Genomic DNA, 22,588 nt, shown 5'->3' with positions numbered 1-22,588 from the left:
CGCCTGTATCGATTCATCCTGTCAATAATTCAATGCCAGATGCGACGTTAACGCTTTATCCGCTCTACGGCATTTCTGGCGGTGTAATCCCGAAGTGGTTCCACGCCCGCACTGTCGCCATACGCCCGCGCGGTGTACGCTGCAAAAAGCCTTGCTGAATCAAATAAGGTTCCAGCACATCCTCAATGGTTTCACGCTCTTCGCCAATAGCTGCAGCCAGGTTATCCAGGCCAACCGGACCACCGAAGAATTTATCGATTACCGCCAGCAATAACTTGCGATCCATATAATCGAAACCTTCTGCATCGACATTAAGCATATCCAGCGCCTGGGCGGCGATATCTGCCGAGATGGTGCCATCATGCTTCACTTCGGCAAAATCACGCACACGACGCAGCAAACGATTAGCGATACGTGGCGTACCTCGCGCCCGGCGAGCGACTTCCAGTGCGCCATCGTCACTCATCTCAAGCCCCATAAACCGTGCGCTACGACTGACGATATATTGCAGATCAGGCACCTGGTAAAACTCCAGGCGCTGCACTATACCGAAACGGTCACGCAATGGCGATGTCAATGAGCCAGCACGCGTGGTCGCGCCAATCAGGGTGAACGGTGGTAGATCGATTTTTATCGAACGCGCTGCCGGGCCTTCACCAATCATAATATCCAACTGGTAATCTTCCATCGCCGGATACAGCACCTCTTCCACGACTGGCGAGAGACGATGGATCTCATCAATAAACAGCACATCGTGCGGTTCAAGGTTGGTCAGCATTGCCGCCAGGTCACCCGCCTTTTCCAGTACCGGACCAGACGTTGTGCGTAAATTGACGCCCATTTCATTGGCAACGATGTTGGCTAACGTGGTTTTTCCCAGGCCAGGAGGACCAAAAATCAATAGATGATCGAGGGCATCGCCGCGCAGTTTCGCCGCTTTGATGAAAATCTCCATCTGCGAACGGACCTGCGGCTGACCAACATACTCTTCCAGTAATTTGGGGCGAATAGCGCGATCTACCACATCTTCCGGCAAGGTCGTACCGGCAGAAATCAGACGGTCTGCTTCAATCATCCTTTACCTCATAACGCGGCGCGCAGGGCTTCGCGAATTAATGTTTCACTGCTGGCATCAGGACGAGCGATTTTGCTCACCATGCGGCTGGCTTCTTGTGGTTTATAGCCCAGCGCCACCAGCGCAGCAACCGCTTCCTGCTCGGCATCGTCGGTTGCCGGGCTTGCCGGTGAGGTCAACACCAGATCGGCAGCCGGTGTAAACAGATCGCCGTGCAGGCCTTTAAAGCGATCTTTCATTTCAACAATCAGCCGTTCGGCAGTTTTTTTACCTATGCCAGGTAATTTCACCAGTGCTGCAGGATCCTCACGCTCAACGGCATTAACAAACTGCTGCGCTGACATACCAGAGAGGATCGCCAGTGCCAGTTTCGGCCCCACACCGTTGGTTTTAATCAGTTCTTTAAACAGCGTGCGTTCTTGCTTATTGTTAAAACCGTACAGTAACTGCGCGTCTTCACGTACTACAAAGTGGGTGAAGACTATCGTTTCCTGGCCCGCTTCAGGGAGTTCATAAAAACAGGTCATCGGCATATGCACTTCATAGCCTACGCCGCCCACTTCAAGTAACACCAGCGGGGGTTGTTTTTCCAGAATGATGCCTCTCAGCCTGCCTATCACATGACGCTCCTGCGTAATGAATCAAAGATAATGCTGTATGATAAAAAAATGCTGGATAGATATCCAGCGAAGGATGCAGAAAAATTGCGAGGCGTCTCGATGAACGGAGAATTGTCACTGCATAATTCATTCTCCAGGTCATATTGAAAGCAAATATTTTATATATTAAATATTCAGGTAAAAGACCAAAAAAAAATAAACTTGACTATACCTGCGATAAAAAAGATTTTATGTTATTAAACATATTCAAATTTATTTCGATGGAATGATAAAGTGAATATTAATTATCCTGCTGAATATGAAACTGGTGATATTGTATTTACATGTATAGGTGCCGCATTATTCGGCCAAATTTCTGCCGCATCGAATTGCTGGAGTAATCACGTCGGGATCATTATCGGTCATGACGGCGATGATTTTCTGGTCGCAGAAAGCCGTGTTCCCCTCTCCACCATCACCACACTGTCCCATTTTATTAAACGTTCTTCTCACCAACGCTATGCCGTAAAGCGATTAGGTGCAGGGCTGACAGAACAGCAAAAACAAAGGCTGATAGAACAGGTTCCCTCTCGACTGCGCAAGCTCTATCACACCGGGTTTAAATATGAGTCATCTCGCCAGTTCTGCTCAAAGTTTGTCTTTGATATTTATAAAGAAGCATTATGTATTCCGGTAGGCGAGATAGAAACTTTTGAAGAGTTATTACACAGCAATCCACATGCAAAACTTACTTTCTGGAAATTCTGGTTTTTAGGCTCAATTCCGTGGGCGCGAAAAACCGTAACGCCAGCGAGTTTGTGGCATCATCCGGGTCTGGTGTTGATTCATGCCGAAGGAGTAGATACGCCTCAGCCTGAACTGACCGAGGCAGTATAATTTAACGCAGTCGCCCGCGAGCCAGATTCAGCCGCGATTCGCTCATCTGCATCGCATTCTGACTGATATGGCAGTGGGTGATGGCAATTGCCAGCGCATCAGCGGCGTCTGCCTGCGGGTTAGCGGGAAGTTTCAGCAAGGTGCGAACCATATGCTGCACCTGGCTTTTCTCGGCACTGCCAATACCCACCACGGTTTGCTTTACCTGGCGAGCGGCATACTCAAATACCGGCAATTCCTGATTCACCGCTGCCACAATCGCCACACCACGCGCCTGCCCCAGTTTCAGGGCAGAATCGGCGTTCTTCGCCATAAAGACTTGTTCGATTGCGAAATAATCTGGCTGGAACTGGGTGATGATTTCCGTCACGCCCGCATAAATGAGCTTCAGACGAGACGGTAAATCATCCACTTTGGTGCGTATGCATCCGCTACCCAGGTAGGACAGTTGTCTGCCCACCTGGCGGATAACGCCGTAACCGGTAACGCGTGAACCCGGGTCAATGCCGAGAATAATCGCCATCACGCGTCTCCGTTTTGTTGTTTAGCCGGCCTCATCAGAGGGTCGCTGCAACCTCATCAGAGATCTCACCGTTATGGTAAACTTCCTGCACGTCGTCGCAGTCTTCCAGCATATCGATCAGACGCATCAGTTTCGGTGCGGTTTCTGCATCCATATCAGCTTTGGTTGACGGGATCATAGATACTTCCGCGCTATCTGCTTTCAGACCTGCCGCTTCCAGAGCGTCGCGTACTTTACCCATCTCTTCCCATGCGGTGTAAACGTCAATCGCGCCGTCATCATAGGTCACAACGTCTTCAGCACCTGCTTCCAGCGCCGCTTCCATAATGGTGTCTTCGTCACCTTTCTCGAAGGAGATCACACCTTTTTTGCTGAACAGATAAGCCACGGAACCGTCAGTACCGAGGTTGCCACCACATTTGCTGAATGCGTGACGCACTTCAGCAACGGTACGGTTGCGGTTGTCAGAGAGACATTCAATCATGATTGCAGTGCCGCCAGGACCGTAACCTTCGTAGATGATGGTTTCCATGTTCGCATCATCATCACCGCCCACACCACGTGCAATTGCGCGGTTCAGGGTGTCACGGGTCATGTTGTTAGACAGTGCTTTATCAATGGCAGCACGCAGACGCGGGTTAGCATCCGGATCGCCACCACCCAGTTTAGCTGCGGTCACCAGCTCACGAATGATTTTAGTGAAGATTTTACCGCGCTTAGCATCCTGCGCAGCTTTACGATGTCTGGTGTTGGCCCATTTACTATGACCTGCCATAAAAATATCTCCAAAATAACTATACACTTGATCCTTCAGGCTGCCTGCGTTAGCGGCTCTCGTTTACCACCTTGATACAGCTCGAAGGATTTTGTGTATACGCCTTCTCAGGCTAAGTTAATTACAAATTGTTCAATCGCCTGTCGGTTGCTCCACGACTTAGTAAGCGCCGCCGCAGCGGGCGCATCAAGCCATTGGTATGCCAGATGTTCAGTAAAAACAATCTGGCGCTCGTGTGGTAGCGCAAGACAGAACCATGATTCCGTATTACGCGTCACGCCCGGCGCATAGCGATGACGCAAATGTGAAAAAATTTCAAACTCTACCGTGCGCTGACAGTCAATTAAGGTCAGTTGTTCAGCAACAACATCAATGGTGACCTCTTCCTTTACTTCGCGCATAGCAGCTTGCGGCGCGGTTTCACCCTCCTCCACACTGCCGGTTACCGACTGCCAGAAATCAGGATCGTCACGCCGCTGTAACATCAGCACCCGTTTCGTATCTTGTGCGTAAATGACCACTAAGATCGAAACGGGACGCTTATACACTTTATCCTTCACGCTGCCTCTTCGTTGGCTGCTTTCGCTCATCCCATTCACATAGTTATCTATGCTCATGGGAGTTCACTCAGTTGCCGCCTCGATGCACCGCAAATGATTTCGTGTATTTTATTCATATCAGTTATTCTCAGCCTTCTTGACAACCTGAATGCTCAGCTCAGCCAGTGCAGTCGGGTTGGCAAAGCTCGGGGCTTCAGTCATCAGACACGCTGCCGCCGTTGTTTTCGGGAAGGCGATAACGTCACGGATGTTGTCGGTGCCGGTCAGCAGCATGGTCAGACGGTCAAGACCGAATGCCAAACCTGCGTGCGGCGGCGTACCATATTTCAGGGCATCGAGCAGGAAGCCGAATTTCTCGCGCTGTTCTTCTTCGGTGATACCCAGAATGCCAAACACCGTCTGCTGCATATCACCATTATGGATACGCACAGAGCCACCGCCCACTTCGTAACCATTGATGACCATATCGTAAGCGTTCGCCACCGCATTTTCCGGTGCCGCTTTCAGCTCGGCGGCAGTCATGTCTTTCGGTGAGGTGAACGGATGGTGCATTGCCGTCAGGCCGCCTTCGCCATCGTCTTCAAACATCGGGAAGTCGATAACCCACAGCGGTGCCCATTTGCTTTCGTCGGTCAGGCCAAGATCTTTACCGACTTTCAGACGCAGTGCGCCCATCGCGTCGGCAACAATTTTCTTGTTGTCGGCACCGAAGAAAATCATATCGCCATCTTGTGCGGCGGTACGATCCAGGATGGCTTCGATGATTTCAGCGTTGAGGAATTTCGCTACCGGGCTGTTGATACCTTCCAGACCTTTCGCGCGTTCGTTGACTTTGATGTAAGCCAGACCTTTCGCGCCGTAGATTTTGACGAAGTTACCGTATTCGTCGATCTGCTTACGGGTCAGCGATGCCCCGCCCGGAACTCGCAGAGCAGCAACACGACCTTTCGGATCGTTCGCTGGCCCCGCGAATACCGCAAACTCAACGGATTTCAGCAGGTCGGCAACGTCGGTCAGTTCCATCGGGTTACGCAGATCCGGTTTATCAGAACCATAACGGCGTTCAGCTTCCGCAAAGGTCATTACCGGGAAATCGCCCAGATCTACGCCCTTCACTTCCAGCCACAGATGACGTACCAGGGCTTCCATGACTTCACGCACTTGCGGCGCGGTCATGAACGAAGTTTCCACATCGATCTGGGTAAATTCAGGCTGACGATCAGCACGCAGGTCTTCGTCACGGAAACACTTAACGATCTGATAGTAGCGGTCGAAACCGGACATCATCAGCAACTGTTTGAACAACTGCGGAGACTGCGGCAGCGCGTAGAATTTACCTTTGTGCACACGAGACGGCACCAGGTAGTCACGTGCGCCTTCCGGCGTCGCTTTGGTCAGCATCGGAGTTTCGATGTCGAGGAAGCCGTGGTCATCCATAAAACGGCGCACCAGGCTAGTAATTTTAGCGCGCGTTTTCAGGCGTTGAGCCATTTCCGGACGACGCAGGTCGAGGTAGCGGTATTTCAGACGCGCTTCTTCGGTGTTGACGTGGTTAGAGTCAAGCGGCAGAACGTCTGCGCGGTTGATGATGGTCAGCGAAGACGCCAGCACTTCGATTTCGCCGGTCGCCATATCGCGGTTGATATTTTTTTCGTCACGCGCACGCACGGTGCCCGTTACCTGAATGCAGAACTCATTACGCAGTTCGGAGGCCAGCTTTAACGCGTCCGCACGATCCGGATCGAAAAATACCTGCACGATACCTTCGCGGTCGCGCATATCGATGAAGATCAGGCTACCAAGATCACGACGACGGTTGACCCAACCACACAGAGTCACCTGCTGCCCCACGTGGGACAAACGGAGCTGTCCACAATATTCTGTACGCATGAGATATCCCTTAACTTAGCTGCCGGCGGATGTCCCCTGCTGCGCAGGTGACCTAAGTCGCAGCGTTAGCTGTATGTCACAACTGAATGAAAAAAGGCGGCTATTATACTGGAAATTCTGCCGCACCGTAAGAGCCTGGCCCGCTCTGGAACGACTCGTTACCACTTTATATCAGGCCTGGAATCAGACTCTACCCTTGTTTGCTATAAAGGTGTTGCCTGAACACATAAAAATTAACAAAATTTGTCATCCTGCCATCGGCTAATCGCATTAAGGTGAGAGGTACGATTTTGTTTTATCAGGAGAGATCATGCTTGAGCTTAATGCTAAAACCACTGCGCTGGTGGTGATTGATTTACAGGAAGGCATTTTGCCTTTTGCCGGTGGCCCACATACTGCCGAAGATGTTGTTAATCGCGCCGGAAAACTGGCGGCGAAATTTCGCGCAAACGGACAGTCCGTATTTCTGGTGCGCGTCGGCTGGTCTGCCGATTATGCCGAAGCATTGAAACAGCCGGTTGATGCGCCTTCGCCTGCCAAAACGTTGCCGGAGAACTGGTGGCGGCATCCTGCGGCGTTAGGTGCAACTGACAGCGATATTGAAATCATTAAACGTCAATGGGGTGCGTTTTACGGTACGGATCTGGAGTTGCAATTACGCCGTCGTGGCATTGACACCATTGTCTTGTGTGGGATTTCAACCAATATCGGCGTTGAGTCCACCGCCCGTAACGCGTGGGAGTTAGGGTTTAATCTGGTGATCGCTGAAGACGCCTGTAGCGCCGCCAGTACCGAACAGCACAACAACAGCATCAACCATATCTACCCGCGCATTGCTCGTGTGCGTCGCGTGGAAGAGATCCTCAACGCGTTATGATTTATATCGGTCTGCCGCAATGGTCGCATCCAAAATGGGTGCGGTTGGGGATCTCCAGCCTGGAAGAGTACGCCCGCCATTTTAACTGCGTGGAGGGCAACACGACCCTTTATGCTCTGCCAAAGCCGGAAGTGGTTCTGCGCTGGCGCGAGCAAACCAGCGATGATTTTCGTTTTTGTTTTAAATTTCCGGCGACCATTTCGCACCAGGCTGCATTGCGACATTGCGATGATTTAGTAGCAGAATTTTTAACCCGCATGTCACCGTTAGCGCCGCGCATTGGGCAATACTGGCTGCAACTGCCCGCCACATTTGGCCCCCGGGATCTGTCTGCACTGTGGCACTTTCTCGATTCCCTTCCTCGCGAATTTACCTATGGTGTGGAAGTTCGTCATCCGCTGTTTTTTGCCAAAGAGGTAGAGGAACAAACGCTTAATCGCGGTTTGCATCAGCGCGGCGTTAATCGGGTGATTTTAGACAGCCGTCCGGTTCATGCAGCGCGTCCGCATAATGAAGCCATTCGCGACGCGCAACGGAAAAAGCCCAAAGTTCCGGTTCATGCCGTATTAACAGCGACAAACCCACTGATCCGTTTTATCGGCAGCGATGATATGACGCAAAATCGGGAATTATTTCAGGTCTGGTTACAAAAATTAGCACAGTGGCACCAGACCACCACGCCTTATCTTTTTTTACATACGCCAGATATTGCCCAGGCACCGGAACTGGTACATACCCTTTGGGAAGACTTACGTAAGACACTTCCAGAGATCGGAGCAGTTCCGGCTATTCCACAGCAATCTTCTCTTTTCTGAAATTGCCACCTATCATAGACAGGAGCCATCGGCCATTTTAAAGGGAGTTTGTATGGTAAGCGCGCTATATGCCGTTTTAGGTGCGTTGTTATTAATGAAGTTCTCTTTTGATGTTGTTCGCCTGCGAATGCAATATCGCGTTGCCTATGGTGACGGCGGTTTTAGCGAACTGCAAAGCGCCATTCGCATTCACGGTAACGCGGTGGAATATATTCCCATCGCGATTGTATTGATGCTGTTTATGGAAATGAATGGCGCAGAAACCTGGATGGTACATATTTGCGGCATTGTTCTGCTTGCCGGGCGTCTGATGCATTATTACGGTTTTCATCACCGTCTGTTTCGCTGGCGGCGTTCCGGCATGAGCGCCACCTGGTGTGCGCTGTTGCTGATGGTGCTGGCGAATCTTTGGTATATGCCCTGGGAGTTGGTTTTCTCCCTGCGTTAGCGCACAATACGCCACTTTCTTTTTCCCGGATTTTTACGTTATGTCTCACCGCGACACGTTATTTTCTGCCCCTATCGCCAGACTGGGCGACTGGACCTTTGATGAACGGGTAGCCGAAGTCTTCCCGGATATGATCCAGCGTTCCGTTCCCGGCTATTCCAATATTATTTCAATGATTGGCATGTTGGCCGAACGCTTCGTACAACCTGGTACGCAGGTTTACGATCTGGGCTGTTCTTTGGGCGCGGCGACGCTCTCGGTGCGTCGCAATATTCATCATGATAATTGTAAAATTATCGCCATCGACAACTCCCCGGCGATGATTGAACGCTGCCGTCGCCATATCGACGCCTATAAAGCGCCAACACCTGTAGAAGTAATCGAGGGTGATATTCGCGATATTGCCATTGAAAACGCGTCGATGGTGGTACTGAATTTTACCCTGCAATTCCTTGAGCCTTCTGAACGTCAGGCATTACTGGATAAAATTTATCAAGGACTGAATCCTGGCGGTGCGCTGGTGCTTTCGGAAAAATTCAGTTTCGAAGATGCCAAAGTCGGTGAACTGCTGTTCAACATGCACCACGATTTTAAACGCGCCAACGGTTACAGCGAGCTGGAGATCAGCCAAAAACGCAGCATGTTAGAAAACGTGATGCTGACCGATTCTGTGGAAACCCATAAAGCACGCCTGCATAAAGCCGGATTTGAACATAGCGAGTTATGGTTCCAGTGCTTTAACTTTGGCTCACTGGTGGCATTGAAAGCAGAGGACGCTGCATGATCGACTTTGGTAACTTTTATTCTCTGATTGCCAAAAATCATCTTTCGCACTGGCTGGAAACCCTCCCTGCACAGATTGCCAACTGGCAACGTGAACAGCAGCACGGTCTGTTTAAACAGTGGTCCAATGCGGTGGAATTTCTGCCCGAAATTAAACCGTATCGTCTTGATTTACTGCATAGCGTAACGGCGGAAAGCAAAGAGCCGCTGAGTGCCGGGCAGATTAAACGCATTGAAACACTGATGCGCAACCTGATGCCGTGGCGTAAAGGGCCGTTCTCGCTGTATGGCGTTAACATCGACACCGAATGGCGTTCTGACTGGAAATGGGATCGTGTTCTGCCGCATCTCTCTGATTTGACCGGGCGCACGATCCTCGATGTTGGCTGCGGCAGCGGTTATCACATGTGGCGCATGATTGGCGCAGGCGCGCATCTGGCGGTGGGGATTGACCCTACGCAACTTTTTCTCTGCCAGTTCGAAGCGGTGCGTAAGTTGTTAGGTAACGATCAGCGCGCGCATCTGCTGCCGTTAGGTATTGAACAACTTCCGGCGCTGAAAGCCTTTGATACCGTCTTTTCGATGGGCGTGCTGTACCATCGCCGCTCACCGCTGGAACATCTGTGGCAGTTAAAAGATCAACTGGTGAATGAAGGCGAACTGGTGCTGGAAACGCTGATTGTTGATGGCGATGAGCACACAGTACTGGTGCCAGGCGATCGTTACGCGCAAATGCGTAATGTCTATTTCATTCCATCAGCACTGGCGCTGAAAAACTGGCTGAAGAAGTGTGGGTTTGTTGATATCCGCATTGCGGACGTGAGCGTCACGACGACAGAAGAGCAGCGCCGCACCGAGTGGATGGTCACCGAGTCTTTGTCTGATTTCCTCGACCCGCATGATCCGAGTAAAACGGTAGAAGGCTATCCTGCGCCTAAACGCGCGGTGTTGATTGCGCGTAAGCCGTAACCCGTTTCCGAGCGCTGGATTGATGACAAACGCCAAAACCGCCTGATGCGCTACGCTTATCAGGCCTACCCGTCTCCTGCAATATGTTAAATTTGCACAAATTTGCAGGCTGGATAAGGCGTTCACGCCGCATCCGGCATGAATAAAGCACACTTTATCTGCAATTTAGCGCCCGTTTCCGGGCGCTATTTACTTCTTATGCGCCTGATCAGCCACGCCATTTTGTCTTTGCCTTCAGGTTCATTTTTTATACTGATCAAGGATAAAAAAAGGCCCCTGTTGAAATTGCAGGGGCCTGGTACGAGCAAGCATCATATTGGGCGACATGATGCAACGGTAAAAATCATTTGGCCTGATGGCGTTCAATGATTCCTTTCATTTCAGCAACCGCCGCCCCGTCTACGACATAACGCGAATACTCGTCCGCGAGTGCATCTGATGACATGGACAATCCTTGATTACGATAACGCATCGGTGAGGCTTGCCACGCTCCCGCGGAGCTATGGACTTCCAGCACTCCGGCATCGAGGAAGTGGTGCAGGTTTTCTGCACGAACTCCAGCTCCGGCCATGATGATTGGAGCATCACCATAGGCAATAAGTTCCATAATTTTTAATAAACCTTGCAGCGCGTCTGATTTTTGCCCCGATGTCAGCACCCTGGCAATGCCTAATTTCGCAAGATTATTCAGTGCATTTAAAGGGTTAGCGCACATATCGAAGGCGCGATGAAAAGTGACGGCCAGCGAACCGGCAGCCGCCATTATTTTTTCCATTCGTGGCATATCGACATTACCGTCAACATCCAGAACCCCCGTCACCAGTCCAGGAAATCCCAATTCGCGTACTGTGCGGATGTCCTCAAGAATGGCGGCAAACTCGCCGTCGCTGTAGCAAAAATCGCCACCGCGAGGACGGATAATCGGATGCACAGGGATAGTAACCTGCTGACGCACAGACTTCAGCACGCCCAGCGACGGCGTTAAGCCACCTTCTTTCGGTGCCGCACACAGCTCTATTCTGTCGGCACCGTTTTGCTGCGCCGTCAGCGCGCACTCCATGCTGTAACAGCAAATTTCCAGTAATGCCATTTTTACTCCTTAATTACGCCGACTGCTCACTGGCGACGATCTCTTCAATGGACCACGGATGAAACTTAATCGTGGTTTTACCGTCGGTGACGGCCAGCGTTGGATTGGGTAATCGCTCATGCTCACCTTTTGGCGAACTGGTTTTAACCGAGATCCCCGGCTGACTAAGCCCTTCATCAGAAAGTAATGCCAGTGCACGGGCGTTCAGTGTCTCTGGATCACCAGGCAGAACGATTTCGATATGTTCCCAGCCTTCGTGCGGGTAACGTTTTTCCCCAGGCCACGGTAACTCAACTATCGAAAACTGCCAGTGAGCAACCTGTACCGGTTCATGCAATTTAAACAGGCAAATCGGTCTGCCATTGATCATATTTTCTGACAGGAGTTCGCCGCACTGTTCAAACCCACGACGCCAGCGTTCAGCGGTGGCGTTTTGATGACAACGCAAGGAAATGTGATCGGCATTCAGCGGAGTAATATCCAGCCCCAGACGACGGGAAAGTTCGTCTAATGCGTGGATAAATCGCGGTAAATCCGTTGCAATATCCTGCAACTCGTCGACAGATTGCCAGTTAGCCATAATCACTCTTCGTCTTTCAGCAAAAGCGTTAATTTACCTTGTTGCCCTGCGCCAACCAACTGCTGATTTCGCGCAGTCCCCGGTGCAATAGTGAAAACGGCAATACGCCACGCGCACGTTGCTGACGAAAACAGCCATTTGCAGTATACTCCCGCCCTAATTTCTTTAACTGGTGCGGGCAATTCTCGCTCGCTTCATCAATGTAAGGTATTCCGGTGAATATTCAGGCTCTTCTCTCAGAAAAAGTCCGTCAGGCCATGATTGCGGCAGGCGCGCCTGCGGATTGCGAACCGCAGGTTCGTCAGTCAGCAAAAGTTCAGTTCGGCGACTATCAGGCTAACGGCATGATGGCAGTTGCTAAAAAACTGGGTATGGCACCGCGACAATTAGCAGAGCAGGTGCTGACTCATCTGGATCTTAACGGTATCGCCAGTAAAGTTGAGATCGCCGGCCCAGGTTTTATCAACATTTTCCTTGATCCGGTATTCCTGGCTGAACATGTTCAGCAGGCGCTGGCGTCCGATCGTCTCGGTGTTGCTACACCAGAAAAACAGACCATTGTGGTGGACTACTCCGCGCCAAACGTGGCAAAAGAGATGCACGTAGGGCATCTGCGTTCCACCATCATTGGTGACGCGGCTGTGCGTACCCTGGAGTTCCTCGGTCACAACGTAATTCGCGCTAACCACGTCGGTGACTGGGGCACCCAGTTCGGTATGCTGATTGCGTGGCTGGAAAAACAGCAGCAGGAAAACGCCGGTGAAATGGAGCTGGCAGATCTCGAAGGTTTCTACCGCGATGCGAAAAAGCATTACGACGAAGATGAAGAGTTTGCCGAACGTGCACGTAACTACGTGGTAAAACTGCAAAGCGGTGACGAATACTTCCGCGAAATGTGGCGCAAACTGGTCGACATCACCATGACGCAGAACCAGATCACTTACGATCGTCTGAACGTAACGTTGACTCGCGATGATGTGATGGGCGAAAGCCTCTACAACCCGATGCTGCCGGGTATCGTGGCAGATCTGAAAGCCAAAGGTCTGGCAGTAGAAAGTGAAGGCGCGACCGTTGTATTCCTTGATGAGTTCAAGAACAAGGAAGGCGAGCCGATGGGCGTTATCATTCAGAAGAAAGATGGTGGCTATCTCTACACCACTACCGATATCGCCTGTGCGAAGTATCGTTATGAAACTCTTCATGCCGATCGCGTGCTGTATTACATCGACTCTCGTCAGCATCAGCACCTGATGCAGGCATGGGCAATCGTACGCAAAGCAGGTTATGTACCAGAATCCGTACCGCTGGAACACCACATGTTCGGCATGATGCTGGGTAAAGACGGTAAACCATTCAAAACCCGCGCTGGCGGTACGGTGAAACTGGCAGATCTGCTGGATGAAGCACTGGAACGCGCGCGTCGTCTGGTGGCTGAGAAGAACCCGGATATGCCAGCCGACGAGCTGGAAAAACTGGCCAATGCGGTCGGTATCGGCGCGGTGAAATACGCGGATCTCTCCAAAAACCGCACTACCGACTACATCTTCGACTGGGACAACATGCTGGCGTTCGAGGGTAACACTGCGCCGTATATGCAGTATGCCTACACCCGTGTGCTGTCCGTGTTCCGTAAAGCGGAAATTAACGAAGATCAACTGGCTGCGGCTCCGGTTGTCATCCGTGAGGATCGTGAAGCGCAACTGGCCGCTCGCCTGCTGCAATTTGAAGAAACCCTCACGGTGGTTGCCCGTGAAGGTACACCGCACGTGATGTGTGCTTACCTGTACGATCTGGCTGGTCTGTTCTCTGGCTTCTACGAGCACTGCCCGATCCTCAGCGCAGAAAACGAAGAAGTGCGTAACAGCCGTCTGAAACTGGCACAACTGACCGCGAAGACGCTGAAACTGGGTCTGGATACGCTGGGTATTGAGACTGTAGAGCGTATGTAATCGCGTTATGTGTCAAAGGCCGATGTCGCAGTTACGGACATCGGCTTTTTTATCACCGCCGATAATTCACAATCACTTCATTACGCTGCACCTTCAGCGGCGGAATTAACCTCCCACCGCCTGGAACTTCCCAGATAAAGCGCAACGGTTCTGTCGCAGGTACGCCGGTAAATGCCACCGTACTCCCGCTCTGCCCGTCTAATTCGACACAACGAGATAGCGAACACAAGCGCACGCGCAGCCCTACAGGTGTCGGGCCGATAAGCTGATAACGCCAGGCCACCAGCGTCACCAATCCTGAAACCGGTTGTCGCGAAGTCAGAGACGCTGACGACATCGATTCACCACGATGATTTAGCGTCACGCCCGCGCTACTTGCCTGCCACATGCCCTCCCCGGCAGCCTGCACAAGCATAGGAAACAACAAAATAGCTAATAAGCTCCTCATTATTTGCCGCCAATCGTCGCCGTCATACGGATTTGGCGGTTATCAGAGAGTTCGAGATTCGAAAGCACCACCAGTTGCGGCAGGCTACGGCGCAGAAAACGAGATAATAATGGCCGCAGCGCATGGTTCACCAACAGCACTGGCGGCGCGCCCAGCATCTCCTGACGGGATAATGCCTCCTGAGTTTGTGCCAGCAAACGATCCGCCAGTCCAGGCTCCAGCCCGCCCCCGCCCTGCAATGCCTGTAACAGCAAACGCTCCAGCGGCGTGTCCAGGCCAATAACGTGAACTTCATCTTTACCGGGAAACCATTGCTGGGTAATCGCCCGACCAAGCGCCACGCGGACGACGGCGGTTAATTCATGTGGATCGCTCTGGATGGGCGCATGTTCCGCCAGCGTTTCGAGGATGGTGCGCATATCGCGAATCGGCACTTTTTCATCAAGCAGGTTTTGTAGCACCTTGTGCAGCGTGGTGAGCGTGACGACGCCAGGAACTAAGTCCTCCGTTAGCTTTGGCATCTCCTGGGCGACGCGATCCAGTAACTGCTGCGCCTCCTGACGACCAAACAGTTCGGCGGCATGTTGGCTAATGAGGTGGTTAAGATGCGTTGCGACCACCGTGCTGGCCTCAACCACGGTATATCCCTGAATCTGCGCCTGTTCTTTTAGCGCGCTTTCGATCCAGATAGCATTCAGACCAAACGCCGGGTCGACCGTCGCTTCGCCGGGTAATGTTCCGGCGGCTGTCCCCGGGTTGATCGCCAGCCAGCGCCCCGGATAGGCATCGCCACTACCAATTTCAACGCCTTTCATCAGGATACGATAACGGGCAGGTTGCAGATCCATATTGTCGCGAATGTGCACCACCGGTGGCAGAAAGCCCATCTCCTGGGCAAATTTCTTACGAATACTGCGAATACGCCCCAGCAACTCGCCATCCTGCTGAAAATCAACCATCGGGATCAGCCGATACCCCACCTCCATTCCCAGCGAGTCTTCCAGTTGCACATCGTTCCACGTCGCTTCAACAACGGCATTATTCTCCGCCATTTTTACCGGCTTCGGTTCGGCAGGCGCTTTTTGTTCGCGTCCACGGATCCACCACGCCAGCCCCAGCAGTCCCGCCGTGAACAGTAAAAATACCAGGTTTGGCATTCCTGGCACCAGACCAAGTAACCCCAGTACTGCGGCACTTAACAACATGACTCTGGGGTTACTGAAAAGCTGATTCACCATCTGCTCGCCAACATCCTGATCGGTGCTGACACGCGTGACGATGACCCCCGCAGCGGTAGAAATAACCAGCGCCGGGATTTGCGCCACCAGGCCATCACCGATGGTCAACAGCGTATAACTTTCTGCCGCATGGCCCATGCTCATGCCATGTTGCAGCACGCCGACCAGCAATCCGCCGACGACGTTAATGACCATGATGAGGATCCCGGCAATAGCATCACCACGAACAAACTTACTCGCCCCGTCCATTGAGCCGTAAAAATCGGCTTCCTGGGTCACTTCGGAACGACGTTTTTTCGCCTCATCTTCACCAATCAATCCGGCGTTGAGGTCGGCATCAATCGCCATCTGTTTACCCGGCATACCGTCGAGAACAAAGCGCGCCCCCACTTCCGCAATACGCCCGGCACCTTTGGTGATAACCATAAAGTTGATGATCACGAGGATGACGAATACCACAATGCCGATTGCAAAGTTACCGCCAACGAGGAAGTGACCGAACGCTTCAACGACCTTCCCCGCCGCCGCCGCACCAGTATGACCTTCCATCAAAATGATACGGGTTGAAGCCACGTTGAGCGCCAGACGCAACAGCGTGGTAAACAGCAGGATGGTCGGGAACGCGGCAAACTCGAGCGTGCGCTGGGTAAACATCGCCACCAGCAACACCATGATCGACAGGGCAATATTGAAGGTAAACAGCAGGTCGAGAATGAATGCGGGCAGTGGCAGCACCATCATCGACAAGATCAACAGGATCAAAATCGGTCCGGCAAGGATCTGCCATTGTGTCGATTTCAGGTTTGCGGGTAGGCGCAGCATTGCGACCAGATTACTCATGGGGCTGTTTCTCGTTGATAAAATCCAGGGCTTCCGGCACCGGAAGATGTGTGGGTTGTACAGGGCGTTGCCCACCGGCCAGACGCCAGCGTTTCAGTTGCCAGACCCAGGCCAGTACTTCTGCCACAGCGGCGTATAGTTGGCCTGGAATTTGTTGGCCTATTTCGCCATGTCGATACAGCGCACGCGCCAGCGGCGGTGCTTCAAGGGTCGGGACGTTATTTTCAGCGGCAATTTCACGAATGCGCAGTGCTACCAGCCCTGCACCTTTGGCGACCACTTTCGGCGCACTCATTTTGTTTTCGTCATATCGCAATGCCACTGAGTAGTGAGTTGGGTTGTTAACAATGACGTCCGCTTTCGGCACATCGGCCATCATCCGACGCCGCGCCGCAGCTCGCTGCATCTGACGAATTCGCCCTTTAACATGGGGATCGCCTTCGCTTTGTTTGAACTCATCACGAATGTCCTGCCGTGACATACGCAGCTTTTTCAGGTGGCTGAATATTTGAAAAAAGACGTCAAATCCCACCATTGGGATGACCCCAAGCACCACTAAAAGCGCGCACAATCCCACAACATCCATCGCGTTAGCCATTGCAGTAATGGGCGACTGCGCCATTAAGCGCATCATCTGCGGCCAGTGATGCCAGAGATAAAAACCAGTCACACTGCCGACCAAAGTGGATTTCAGTATCGCTTTCAGCAGCTCTGCGCCGGTTTGCGCTGAGAACATGCGTTTAATACCTGGTAACGGATTGAGTTTGGAAAACTTCGGCTGTAATGATTTGCCGCTAAATACCAAACCACCCAACATGACTGGCGAAATGAGTGCCACCAGCACCACGCCGCTAATCAGCGGCAACAGAGCCAACATGGCTTCTCTGATTAACTGAATAATCTGCCCCAGGATTAGGTTGGGGTCATTGATGATGTTGTGATCAAAATGCAGCCCGGCGGAGAGCATCCCAGACAACCGGTGAGCCAGAGACGCGCCACCAAACCAGATAACACACACGCCCACCAGCAAAATCAGCAGTGAGGTTAGCTCACGGGAGCGCGGGATCTGTCCCTCTTCCCGTGCTTTTTCAAGTCGGTGAGGTGTGGGGGCTTCTGTTTTGTCGTCGCTCTCGTCAGACACGTCGCCAATCCTGGAAATAGTGATAAGCGTGAATAATGCCAGAGCGGAAAGCGTTCAATGGTTAGAGTAAGGGGCAAAACAGGCGGGATTTAGGGCTTTTACCGCAGCACATCAGGCGTGGTGCCGCGTTTGTCGGATGCGGTGTAAACGTCTCATCCGGCCGCCTGATACGACGGGTCACGTCATATCAGGCAATACAAATTAAAAACCGAGACTATCCAACAAATCGTCGACCTGATCCTGGCTGGCTACCACACCCGCTTTGCTGCTATCAACCTGTGGCCCATTAAGCAGACTCTGGCTTTCACGCTTCGGACGCGCATCCTGTTCCGGAATGTTTTCCAGCAGCACCATCAACAACTGGCGTTCAATCTCCTGTATCACATCCATCATCCGTTTAATCACCTGGCCGGTGAGATCCTGAAAATCCTGTGCCATCATGATTTCCAGCAGTTGCGCATTGGTGAAACGGGTATGAACAGGCACATCCGCCAGAAATTGCCGCGTATCGGTCACCAGTTCACGGGCATCGGCAAGGTCAATCGGATCGGCAAACCAGGCATCCCAGCGTTGGGTTAATGCTTTTGCCGACTTCTCCATTTCATCCTGATGTGGCTGTGACGCCTCAACACTGTTCAGCGCACGCTCCGCAGCCTGGGCAGTCATCTGCACGACGTAGTACAAACGATCGCGGGCATCGGGGATGGCTTCAGCGGCCTCAGCTATCGCCTGATCCAGTCCAAGCTCCCGCAGACTGTCACGCAACATACGCGTCAGGCTGCCAATGCGCGCAATGATATCGCCAGCGGCATGTTCATCAGCCGGTTTGATTGATGGTTGCATCATAATCGCATCCTCACATGCCCAGTTTCTCAAAGATTTTGTTGAGTTTTTCCTCCAGCGTCGCGGCGGTAAATGGCTTAACCACATAGCCACTGGCCCCCGCTTGTGCTGCGGCGATAATGTTCTCTTTCTTCGCCTCTGCGGTCACCATCAACACCGGTAACGCCGACATCGCGCCATCAGCACGAATGGTTTTCAGCAGTTCCAGACCATCCATATTCGGCATATTCCAGTCGGAGATCACAAACCCATAACCGCCCGCCTGTAACTTGTTGAGAGCATCGGCACCATCTTCCGCTTCCTCAACATTGTTGAATCCCAGCTCTTTCAGCAGGTTACGCACAATGCGTCGCATGGTGGAAAAGTCATCCACAACCAAAAATTTAAGCTCTTTATCCGCCATCTCACACTCCTGATTTAAATACGTATCGCCTGTCCGGCACTGATTTTTGCCAGCATTTGCTGGCTTACCTGACTAAGATCGACCACTTCGCAGACGCCCCCCAAATTGATGGCCTCACGCGGCATACCGAAAACCACGCTGCTTGCTTCGTTTTGCGCGAGGGTCCATGCCCCCGCCTGACGCATCGCCAACATTCCCGCCGCGCCGTCGTTACCCATGCCCGTCAGGATCACCCCAACAGCATTACGCCCCGCCTGTTTGGCAACAGAATGGAACAACACATCTACCGAAGGCCGATGACGGTTAACCGCCGGGCCATCGTGAATTTTGATTTGATAGTTCGCGCCACTGCGCGCCAGTTCCATATGCCGATCGCCCGGCGCGATATAGGCATGTCCCGGTAAGACGCGTTCACCGTCTTCAGCCTCTTTAACGCCGATCTGACACAGCTTGTTAAGTCGGTCAGCAAAAGAGCGGGTGAAACCGGGCGGCATATGCTGAGTGATTAACAGCGCCGGGCTGGAAAGTGGCAACGGTTGCAGTACGTGACGAATCGCCTCTGTTCCGCCCGTTGAGGCACCAATTGCAATCAATTTTTCTGAACTCAACAGCGGGCCAGCCTTCAGCGTTGCCGGTGGCGATAACGGTTTATGCGCGGCCAGGCTCGCTCTTGACGCCGTTCGTACCTTTTCGGCAATCATTTCGCTATACGCCAGCATTCCTTCGCGAATACCCAGTTGTGGTTTGGTGACAAAATCTATCGCCCCTAACTCAAGCGCGCGCAGCGTGACTTCGGAACCTCTGCCGGTCAGAGAAGAAACCATCACCACCGGCATTGGTCGCAAACGCATTAATTTTTCGAGGAAATCCAGCCCATCCATCCGCGGCATTTCAACGTCCAGCGTCAACACATCAGGGTTGAATTTCTTAATCAAATCACGCGCGACCAGCGGATCAGGAGCCGTCGCAACCATTTCCATGTCGCTATGGCTGTTGATGATTTCCGTCATGATCTGGCGCATCAATGCCGAATCATCGACAGACAACACCCTGATTTTGCTCATCGTTATTCCTTACTTAGCGCATACACCGTCTGACCTCGCAACGTGAAGCTGCGCTCAAGATGGCTAAAGTTTTCAGAGTGACCCGCAAACAGCAATCCGTCGGGCTTAAGTAGCGGTACAAAGCGACGCAAAATCTCCTGTTGAGTCGTTTGATCAAAGTAGATCATGACGTTACGGCAGAAGATCGCATCAAACGGCCCCGGTACGGTGTACTGTTTCGCCAACAAATTCAGCGGCGAAAAATCGACATAATTCGCCAGTTCCTGACGCACGCGCACCAGCCCTTCATGCGGTCCCGTGCCGCGCATGAAGTAACGCTGGAGTTGTTGTGGCGTCAGGTTTTTCAGCTCTTCATGGCGATAAATGCCGCTTTTAGCTTTCTCCAGGACTTCGGTATCGATATCACTGGCAAAGACTTTCCAGCGTCCGGGCGCAGTGCCCAATGTGTCCGCCAGCGTCATCGCAATGCTGTACGGTTCTTCGCCTGTCGATGCCGCTGCACTCCATACGCGATATTCCCCAGAACAGCGGCGGGCATGAGCTGCGATCAGCGGAAAATGATGCCCTTCACGAAAAAATGCCGTCAGGTTGGTCGTCAATGAGTTAATAAATGCCTGCCACTCGCTGCTGCACTGATTAGATTCCAGCATATTCAGATAATGCCCAAAATCTGCCAGTCCCAGCGAACGCAAACGGCGTACCAGCCGGTTGTAGACCATGTCACGTTTGTGATCGGCCAGAACGATCCCCGCACGTTGGTAGATCAATTGACTTATCCGCCGAAAATGAACGTCGGAAAGCGCGAGGCGCTCGGTCATCTGTAACAATAAAGACGTTTGCCCACAGGGCAGAGATGATGTCATAGCGCCTTCTCAGTCACTTCAGGAAACCACTGGCACAGCCTGTAACTGCGCCGATTGTGTCGTATAACCACTTGTAAATAGCGCCATCAGAGACGATACGCGCGACGTTCTGTTGCATCATCTGATCAATCTGGCAACAATGGTGCTTGAGTAAATAGCCATCAAAATGTTTCCCAGTTTGGAGCTTGTTCAGCGATATGCCGGCGTGGTTGTGTTGGTGGTTTTTCACTGGCTGGCCGGGATTGAAGCGGTGGTTTTTGGGATTGCGGGCTGGCAGCCAGACGAAACGCGGATACTGCCTGCGTTAAACGACTGGCCTGCTCTTCCAGCGCGGCGGCTGCAGCGGCTGACTCCTGCACCAACGAGGCGTTCTGTTGAGTCACACGATCCATTTCCGACACGGCCTGCGCCACTTGATCAATGCCACGGCTCTGTTCATCGGAGGCTGAAGCAATTTCCCCCATAATGTCGGTAACGCGCGTAACCGCATTAACGATGTTGGTCATCGTCTCTCCGGCGCTTTCAACCAGCACCGAACCGGTATCGACGCGGGATACTGAGTCTTCAATCAGGGCTTTAATCTCTTTTGCCGCCTGGGCGCTACGGCTGGCAAGATTACGCACTTCACCCGCAACCACGGCAAAACCACGTCCCTGTTCACCGGCACGGGCAGCTTCTACGGCGGCGTTCAGCGCCAGTATATTGGTCTGGAAAGCAATACCGTCGATAACGCTGATGATGTCAGCAATTTTCTTCGAACTGTCAGCAATTTCGTGCATGGTTTTCACCACGCCATCCACCACTTTACCGCCGTGCATGGCAGTGTCGGAGGCACTTTGCGCCAGTTGCGAGGCCTGGCGGGCATTATCGGCGTTCTGTTTCACCGTGGCGGTGAGTTGTTCCATGCTGGCAGCAGTCTCTTCCAGTGCCGAGGCCTGCTGTTCAGTTCGGGAGGAGAGATCGGTATTACCTGCAGTAATTTCACGCGTACCAACGTAGATGGCATCTGAACCTTCGCGCACGTGGGTGACTGTATCAGTCAGAGAACGTTGCATATGCGAAACGCTCTGCGCCAGCTCGCCCATTTCACTGCGTCCAGCAATGGCCAGGTTATTCGCCAGGTTACCACCCGCAATTTCACGGATGTGGGTAATGATTTTTGCCAGCGGGTTAAGCAACATGCGGCGAATGCCATACCATGCCACCAGAAGAATCAGTACCACCACCAGCGCGATAACGGCCAGTTGCCACTGGGCAAAACGGTAATCACTGGCATTGTCGACAACGATATTGCGGTACAATTTTTCGCTGCTACGGGCGTACTGCCCAAAAGCCTCTCCCATCGCATTTTGCATTCCCTGGGTTGGCTGGGCAAAATAGGCTCCGGTGTTACCATAATCAAGATAATCAATCAGTTCAGTTAATGCCGTGTGGTAATTTTTGTATTTTTCATCAATATGACTACTGGCGGCAGCCATTTCGGGTAACGGTGCCATGCTTTTGAATTTTTTATAATGAACAGCCGCCTGCGCCAACGTTTTCCTGGCGCTATCAAGCAATTCAATTTTTGCACTACTTTGTTGATTGGATGGATCCATCATCATCCGCACCGCTGAACGACTCAGGTTAATGCGCGTTTGTAGCATGAGATCCCAGGTTGAAGTTAACTCGCCCTGTTGTTCCCGTAGTTCATTGGAAACCACAAAGCTTTGCTGGCTATGGTGCAGCGAAGAAAAAAACAGACTGCCGGACATGAGCTGTAACAGTGCAAATACCCCCAGCACCATCATCAGCAGCGTAACTACGCGGATACGGTTAATCATAAGGCACCTTCCTGAAAACAAGTTGATCCCGTTATCGGCAGGAAGGTGGGAAACTTTATTGCTTAGATCAATCGTAGAGAGATGACTTAAAATAA

The 22,588-nt window shown here is 52.1% G+C and carries 24 protein-coding genes; 8 read left to right on the top strand and 16 right to left on the bottom strand.

Annotation, left to right across the window (positions count from 1 at the left end):
* Positions 1 to 64 precede the first annotated feature (64 nt).
* Both ruvB and ruvA read right to left on the bottom strand, forming a co-directional pair.
* Positions 65 to 1,075, bottom strand: a complete 1,011-nt coding sequence (ruvB, locus tag ESM_RS0100810; protein ID WP_000568526.1) for a Holliday junction branch migration DNA helicase RuvB — start codon at positions 1,073 to 1,075, stop codon at positions 65 to 67.
* Positions 1,076 to 1,083: 8 nt separating this feature from the next.
* Positions 1,084 to 1,695 (bottom strand): Holliday junction branch migration protein RuvA, encoded by a 612-nt coding sequence (gene ruvA, locus ESM_RS0100805; protein ID WP_000580346.1) that lies wholly within the window; start codon positions 1,693 to 1,695, stop codon positions 1,084 to 1,086.
* A gap of 273 nt (positions 1,696 to 1,968) precedes the next feature.
* Between ruvA and ESM_RS0100795 the strand changes: the two genes are divergently transcribed.
* Positions 1,969 to 2,571, top strand: coding sequence for a YebB family permuted papain-like enzyme (locus ESM_RS0100795; RefSeq protein WP_001024955.1), 603 nt, complete (start codon positions 1,969 to 1,971; stop codon positions 2,569 to 2,571).
* 1 nt (position 2,572) lies between these two features.
* Here the strand turns inward: ESM_RS0100795 and ruvC are convergent, their stop codons facing one another.
* From ruvC to aspS, 4 genes are all read right to left on the bottom strand, one after another.
* Complete coding sequence (gene ruvC, locus ESM_RS0100790) at positions 2,573 to 3,094, bottom strand: crossover junction endodeoxyribonuclease RuvC (protein ID WP_001516546.1); 522 nt, start codon at positions 3,092 to 3,094, stop codon at positions 2,573 to 2,575.
* Positions 3,095 to 3,128: 34 nt separating this feature from the next.
* Complete coding sequence (locus tag ESM_RS0100785; RefSeq protein ID WP_000907234.1) at positions 3,129 to 3,869, bottom strand: YebC/PmpR family DNA-binding transcriptional regulator; 741 nt, start codon at positions 3,867 to 3,869, stop codon at positions 3,129 to 3,131.
* Between the two features lie 107 nt (positions 3,870 to 3,976).
* On the bottom strand, positions 3,977 to 4,429 hold the full coding sequence (nudB, locus tag ESM_RS0100780) for a dihydroneopterin triphosphate diphosphatase (RefSeq protein ID WP_010375688.1): 453 nt from the start codon (positions 4,427 to 4,429) through the stop codon (positions 3,977 to 3,979).
* Positions 4,430 to 4,546: 117 nt separating this feature from the next.
* Positions 4,547 to 6,319 (bottom strand): aspartate--tRNA ligase, encoded by a 1,773-nt coding sequence (gene aspS / locus ESM_RS0100775; protein WP_001258665.1) that lies wholly within the window; start codon positions 6,317 to 6,319, stop codon positions 4,547 to 4,549.
* Positions 6,320 to 6,629: 310 nt separating this feature from the next.
* Here aspS and ESM_RS0100770 point away from each other — a divergent pair, with 310 nt between their 5' ends.
* From ESM_RS0100770 to ESM_RS1000000128230, 6 genes are all read left to right on the top strand, one after another.
* Positions 6,630 to 7,196 (top strand): hydrolase, encoded by a 567-nt coding sequence (locus tag ESM_RS0100770; protein ID WP_000891641.1) that lies wholly within the window; start codon positions 6,630 to 6,632, stop codon positions 7,194 to 7,196.
* Complete coding sequence (locus ESM_RS0100765) at positions 7,193 to 8,011, top strand: DUF72 domain-containing protein (protein ID WP_000639250.1); 819 nt, start codon at positions 7,193 to 7,195, stop codon at positions 8,009 to 8,011. Before ESM_RS0100770 ends, ESM_RS0100765 begins: the two co-directional genes overlap by 4 nt.
* Before the next feature lie 52 nt (positions 8,012 to 8,063).
* Entirely contained in the window at positions 8,064 to 8,459 is a 396-nt protein-coding gene (locus ESM_RS0100760) for an MAPEG family protein (RefSeq protein WP_000252971.1), read from the top strand.
* A 40-nt stretch (positions 8,460 to 8,499) separates the two neighbouring features.
* Positions 8,500 to 9,243: a carboxy-S-adenosyl-L-methionine synthase CmoA gene (gene cmoA / locus ESM_RS0100755; RefSeq protein WP_000019599.1), complete on the top strand. Its 744-nt coding sequence runs from the start codon at positions 8,500 to 8,502 to the stop codon at positions 9,241 to 9,243.
* Positions 9,240 to 10,211, top strand: coding sequence for a tRNA 5-methoxyuridine(34)/uridine 5-oxyacetic acid(34) synthase CmoB (gene cmoB, locus ESM_RS0100750; protein ID WP_000564751.1), 972 nt, complete (start codon positions 9,240 to 9,242; stop codon positions 10,209 to 10,211). The genes cmoA and cmoB overlap by 4 nt, the downstream gene beginning before the upstream one ends.
* A 138-nt stretch (positions 10,212 to 10,349) precedes the next feature.
* Positions 10,350 to 10,580, top strand: coding sequence for a hypothetical protein (locus ESM_RS1000000128230; RefSeq protein ID WP_138922586.1), 231 nt, complete (start codon positions 10,350 to 10,352; stop codon positions 10,578 to 10,580).
* Here ESM_RS1000000128230 and cutC read toward each other — a convergent pair.
* Positions 10,555 to 11,301: a copper homeostasis protein CutC gene (gene cutC, locus ESM_RS0100745; RefSeq protein ID WP_001185711.1), complete on the bottom strand. Its 747-nt coding sequence runs from the start codon at positions 11,299 to 11,301 to the stop codon at positions 10,555 to 10,557. The two genes, ESM_RS1000000128230 and cutC, sit on opposite strands and share 26 nt — an antisense overlap.
* 13 nt (positions 11,302 to 11,314) lie before the next feature.
* Positions 11,315 to 11,881 carry a VOC family protein gene (locus ESM_RS0100740; protein WP_001516550.1) on the bottom strand — a complete coding sequence of 189 codons (567 nt, stop codon included), beginning with the start codon at positions 11,879 to 11,881 and terminating at the stop codon, positions 11,315 to 11,317.
* A 215-nt stretch (positions 11,882 to 12,096) separates the two neighbouring features.
* On the opposite strand from ESM_RS0100740, the gene argS reads away from it, so the two are divergent.
* Positions 12,097 to 13,830 (top strand): arginine--tRNA ligase, encoded by a 1,734-nt coding sequence (argS, locus tag ESM_RS0100735; protein ID WP_001025346.1) that lies wholly within the window; start codon positions 12,097 to 12,099, stop codon positions 13,828 to 13,830.
* 52 nt (positions 13,831 to 13,882) lie between these two features.
* On the opposite strand, the gene flhE is transcribed toward argS, so the two are convergent.
* From flhE to tar, 8 genes are all read right to left on the bottom strand, one after another.
* Positions 13,883 to 14,278, bottom strand: a complete 396-nt coding sequence (gene flhE, locus ESM_RS0100730; RefSeq protein WP_001257156.1) for a flagellar protein FlhE — start codon at positions 14,276 to 14,278, stop codon at positions 13,883 to 13,885.
* On the bottom strand, positions 14,278 to 16,356 hold the full coding sequence (flhA, locus tag ESM_RS0100725) for a flagellar biosynthesis protein FlhA (protein WP_000067990.1): 2,079 nt from the start codon (positions 16,354 to 16,356) through the stop codon (positions 14,278 to 14,280). Before flhA ends, flhE begins: the two co-directional genes overlap by 1 nt.
* On the bottom strand, positions 16,349 to 17,497 hold the full coding sequence (gene flhB, locus ESM_RS0100720; protein WP_001278913.1) for a flagellar biosynthesis protein FlhB: 1,149 nt from the start codon (positions 17,495 to 17,497) through the stop codon (positions 16,349 to 16,351). The genes flhA and flhB overlap by 8 nt, the downstream gene beginning before the upstream one ends.
* Before the next feature lie 201 nt (positions 17,498 to 17,698).
* Complete coding sequence (cheZ, locus tag ESM_RS0100715; protein WP_000983595.1) at positions 17,699 to 18,343, bottom strand: protein phosphatase CheZ; 645 nt, start codon at positions 18,341 to 18,343, stop codon at positions 17,699 to 17,701.
* A gap of 10 nt (positions 18,344 to 18,353) precedes the next feature.
* On the bottom strand, positions 18,354 to 18,743 hold the full coding sequence (gene cheY / locus ESM_RS0100710) for a chemotaxis response regulator CheY (RefSeq protein ID WP_000763855.1): 390 nt from the start codon (positions 18,741 to 18,743) through the stop codon (positions 18,354 to 18,356).
* Positions 18,744 to 18,757: 14 nt separating this feature from the next.
* Positions 18,758 to 19,807: a protein-glutamate methylesterase/protein glutamine deamidase gene (cheB, locus tag ESM_RS0100705; RefSeq protein ID WP_000036407.1), complete on the bottom strand. Its 1,050-nt coding sequence runs from the start codon at positions 19,805 to 19,807 to the stop codon at positions 18,758 to 18,760.
* Between the two features lie 2 nt (positions 19,808 to 19,809).
* Positions 19,810 to 20,670: a protein-glutamate O-methyltransferase CheR gene (cheR, locus tag ESM_RS0100700; protein WP_000204353.1), complete on the bottom strand. Its 861-nt coding sequence runs from the start codon at positions 20,668 to 20,670 to the stop codon at positions 19,810 to 19,812.
* Positions 20,671 to 20,831: 161 nt separating this feature from the next.
* Positions 20,832 to 22,493, bottom strand: coding sequence for a methyl-accepting chemotaxis protein II (gene tar, locus ESM_RS0100695; RefSeq protein WP_001516556.1), 1,662 nt, complete (start codon positions 22,491 to 22,493; stop codon positions 20,832 to 20,834).
* Positions 22,494 to 22,588 lie beyond the last annotated feature (95 nt).

This window comes from Escherichia sp. TW09308 (assembly GCF_000208565.1).
GTDB lineage: Bacteria > Pseudomonadota > Gammaproteobacteria > Enterobacterales > Enterobacteriaceae > Escherichia > Escherichia marmotae.
This window is presented reverse-complemented; position numbering and strand designations above follow the sequence as displayed.

Coding starts and splice junctions, on each gene's coding strand:
- ruvB (WP_000568526.1), bottom strand. CDS start 1,075: ATGATTGAAGCAGACCGTCTGATTTCTGCCGGTACGACCTTGCCGGAA.
- ruvC (WP_001516546.1), bottom strand. CDS start 3,094: ATGGCGATTATTCTCGGCATTGACCCGGGTTCACGCGTTACCGGTTAC.
- ESM_RS0100785 (WP_000907234.1), bottom strand. CDS start 3,869: ATGGCAGGTCATAGTAAATGGGCCAACACCAGACATCGTAAAGCTGCG.
- aspS (WP_001258665.1), bottom strand. CDS start 6,319: ATGCGTACAGAATATTGTGGACAGCTCCGTTTGTCCCACGTGGGGCAG.
- ESM_RS0100770 (WP_000891641.1), top strand. CDS start 6,630: ATGCTTGAGCTTAATGCTAAAACCACTGCGCTGGTGGTGATTGATTTA.
- ESM_RS0100765 (WP_000639250.1), top strand. CDS start 7,193: ATGATTTATATCGGTCTGCCGCAATGGTCGCATCCAAAATGGGTGCGG.
- ESM_RS0100760 (WP_000252971.1), top strand. CDS start 8,064: ATGGTAAGCGCGCTATATGCCGTTTTAGGTGCGTTGTTATTAATGAAG.
- cmoA (WP_000019599.1), top strand. CDS start 8,500: ATGTCTCACCGCGACACGTTATTTTCTGCCCCTATCGCCAGACTGGGC.
- cmoB (WP_000564751.1), top strand. CDS start 9,240: ATGATCGACTTTGGTAACTTTTATTCTCTGATTGCCAAAAATCATCTT.
- ESM_RS1000000128230 (WP_138922586.1), top strand. CDS start 10,350: ATGAATAAAGCACACTTTATCTGCAATTTAGCGCCCGTTTCCGGGCGC.
- cutC (WP_001185711.1), bottom strand. CDS start 11,301: ATGGCATTACTGGAAATTTGCTGTTACAGCATGGAGTGCGCGCTGACG.
- ESM_RS0100740 (WP_001516550.1), bottom strand. CDS start 11,881: ATGGCTAACTGGCAATCTGTCGACGAGTTGCAGGATATTGCAACGGAT.
- flhE (WP_001257156.1), bottom strand. CDS start 14,278: ATGAGGAGCTTATTAGCTATTTTGTTGTTTCCTATGCTTGTGCAGGCT.
- flhA (WP_000067990.1), bottom strand. CDS start 16,356: ATGAGTAATCTGGTCGCAATGCTGCGCCTACCCGCAAACCTGAAATCG.
- cheZ (WP_000983595.1), bottom strand. CDS start 18,343: ATGATGCAACCATCAATCAAACCGGCTGATGAACATGCCGCTGGCGAT.
- cheY (WP_000763855.1), bottom strand. CDS start 18,743: ATGGCGGATAAAGAGCTTAAATTTTTGGTTGTGGATGACTTTTCCACC.
- cheB (WP_000036407.1), bottom strand. CDS start 19,807: ATGAGCAAAATCAGGGTGTTGTCTGTCGATGATTCGGCATTGATGCGC.
- cheR (WP_000204353.1), bottom strand. CDS start 20,670: ATGACATCATCTCTGCCCTGTGGGCAAACGTCTTTATTGTTACAGATG.
- tar (WP_001516556.1), bottom strand. CDS start 22,493: ATGATTAACCGTATCCGCGTAGTTACGCTGCTGATGATGGTGCTGGGG.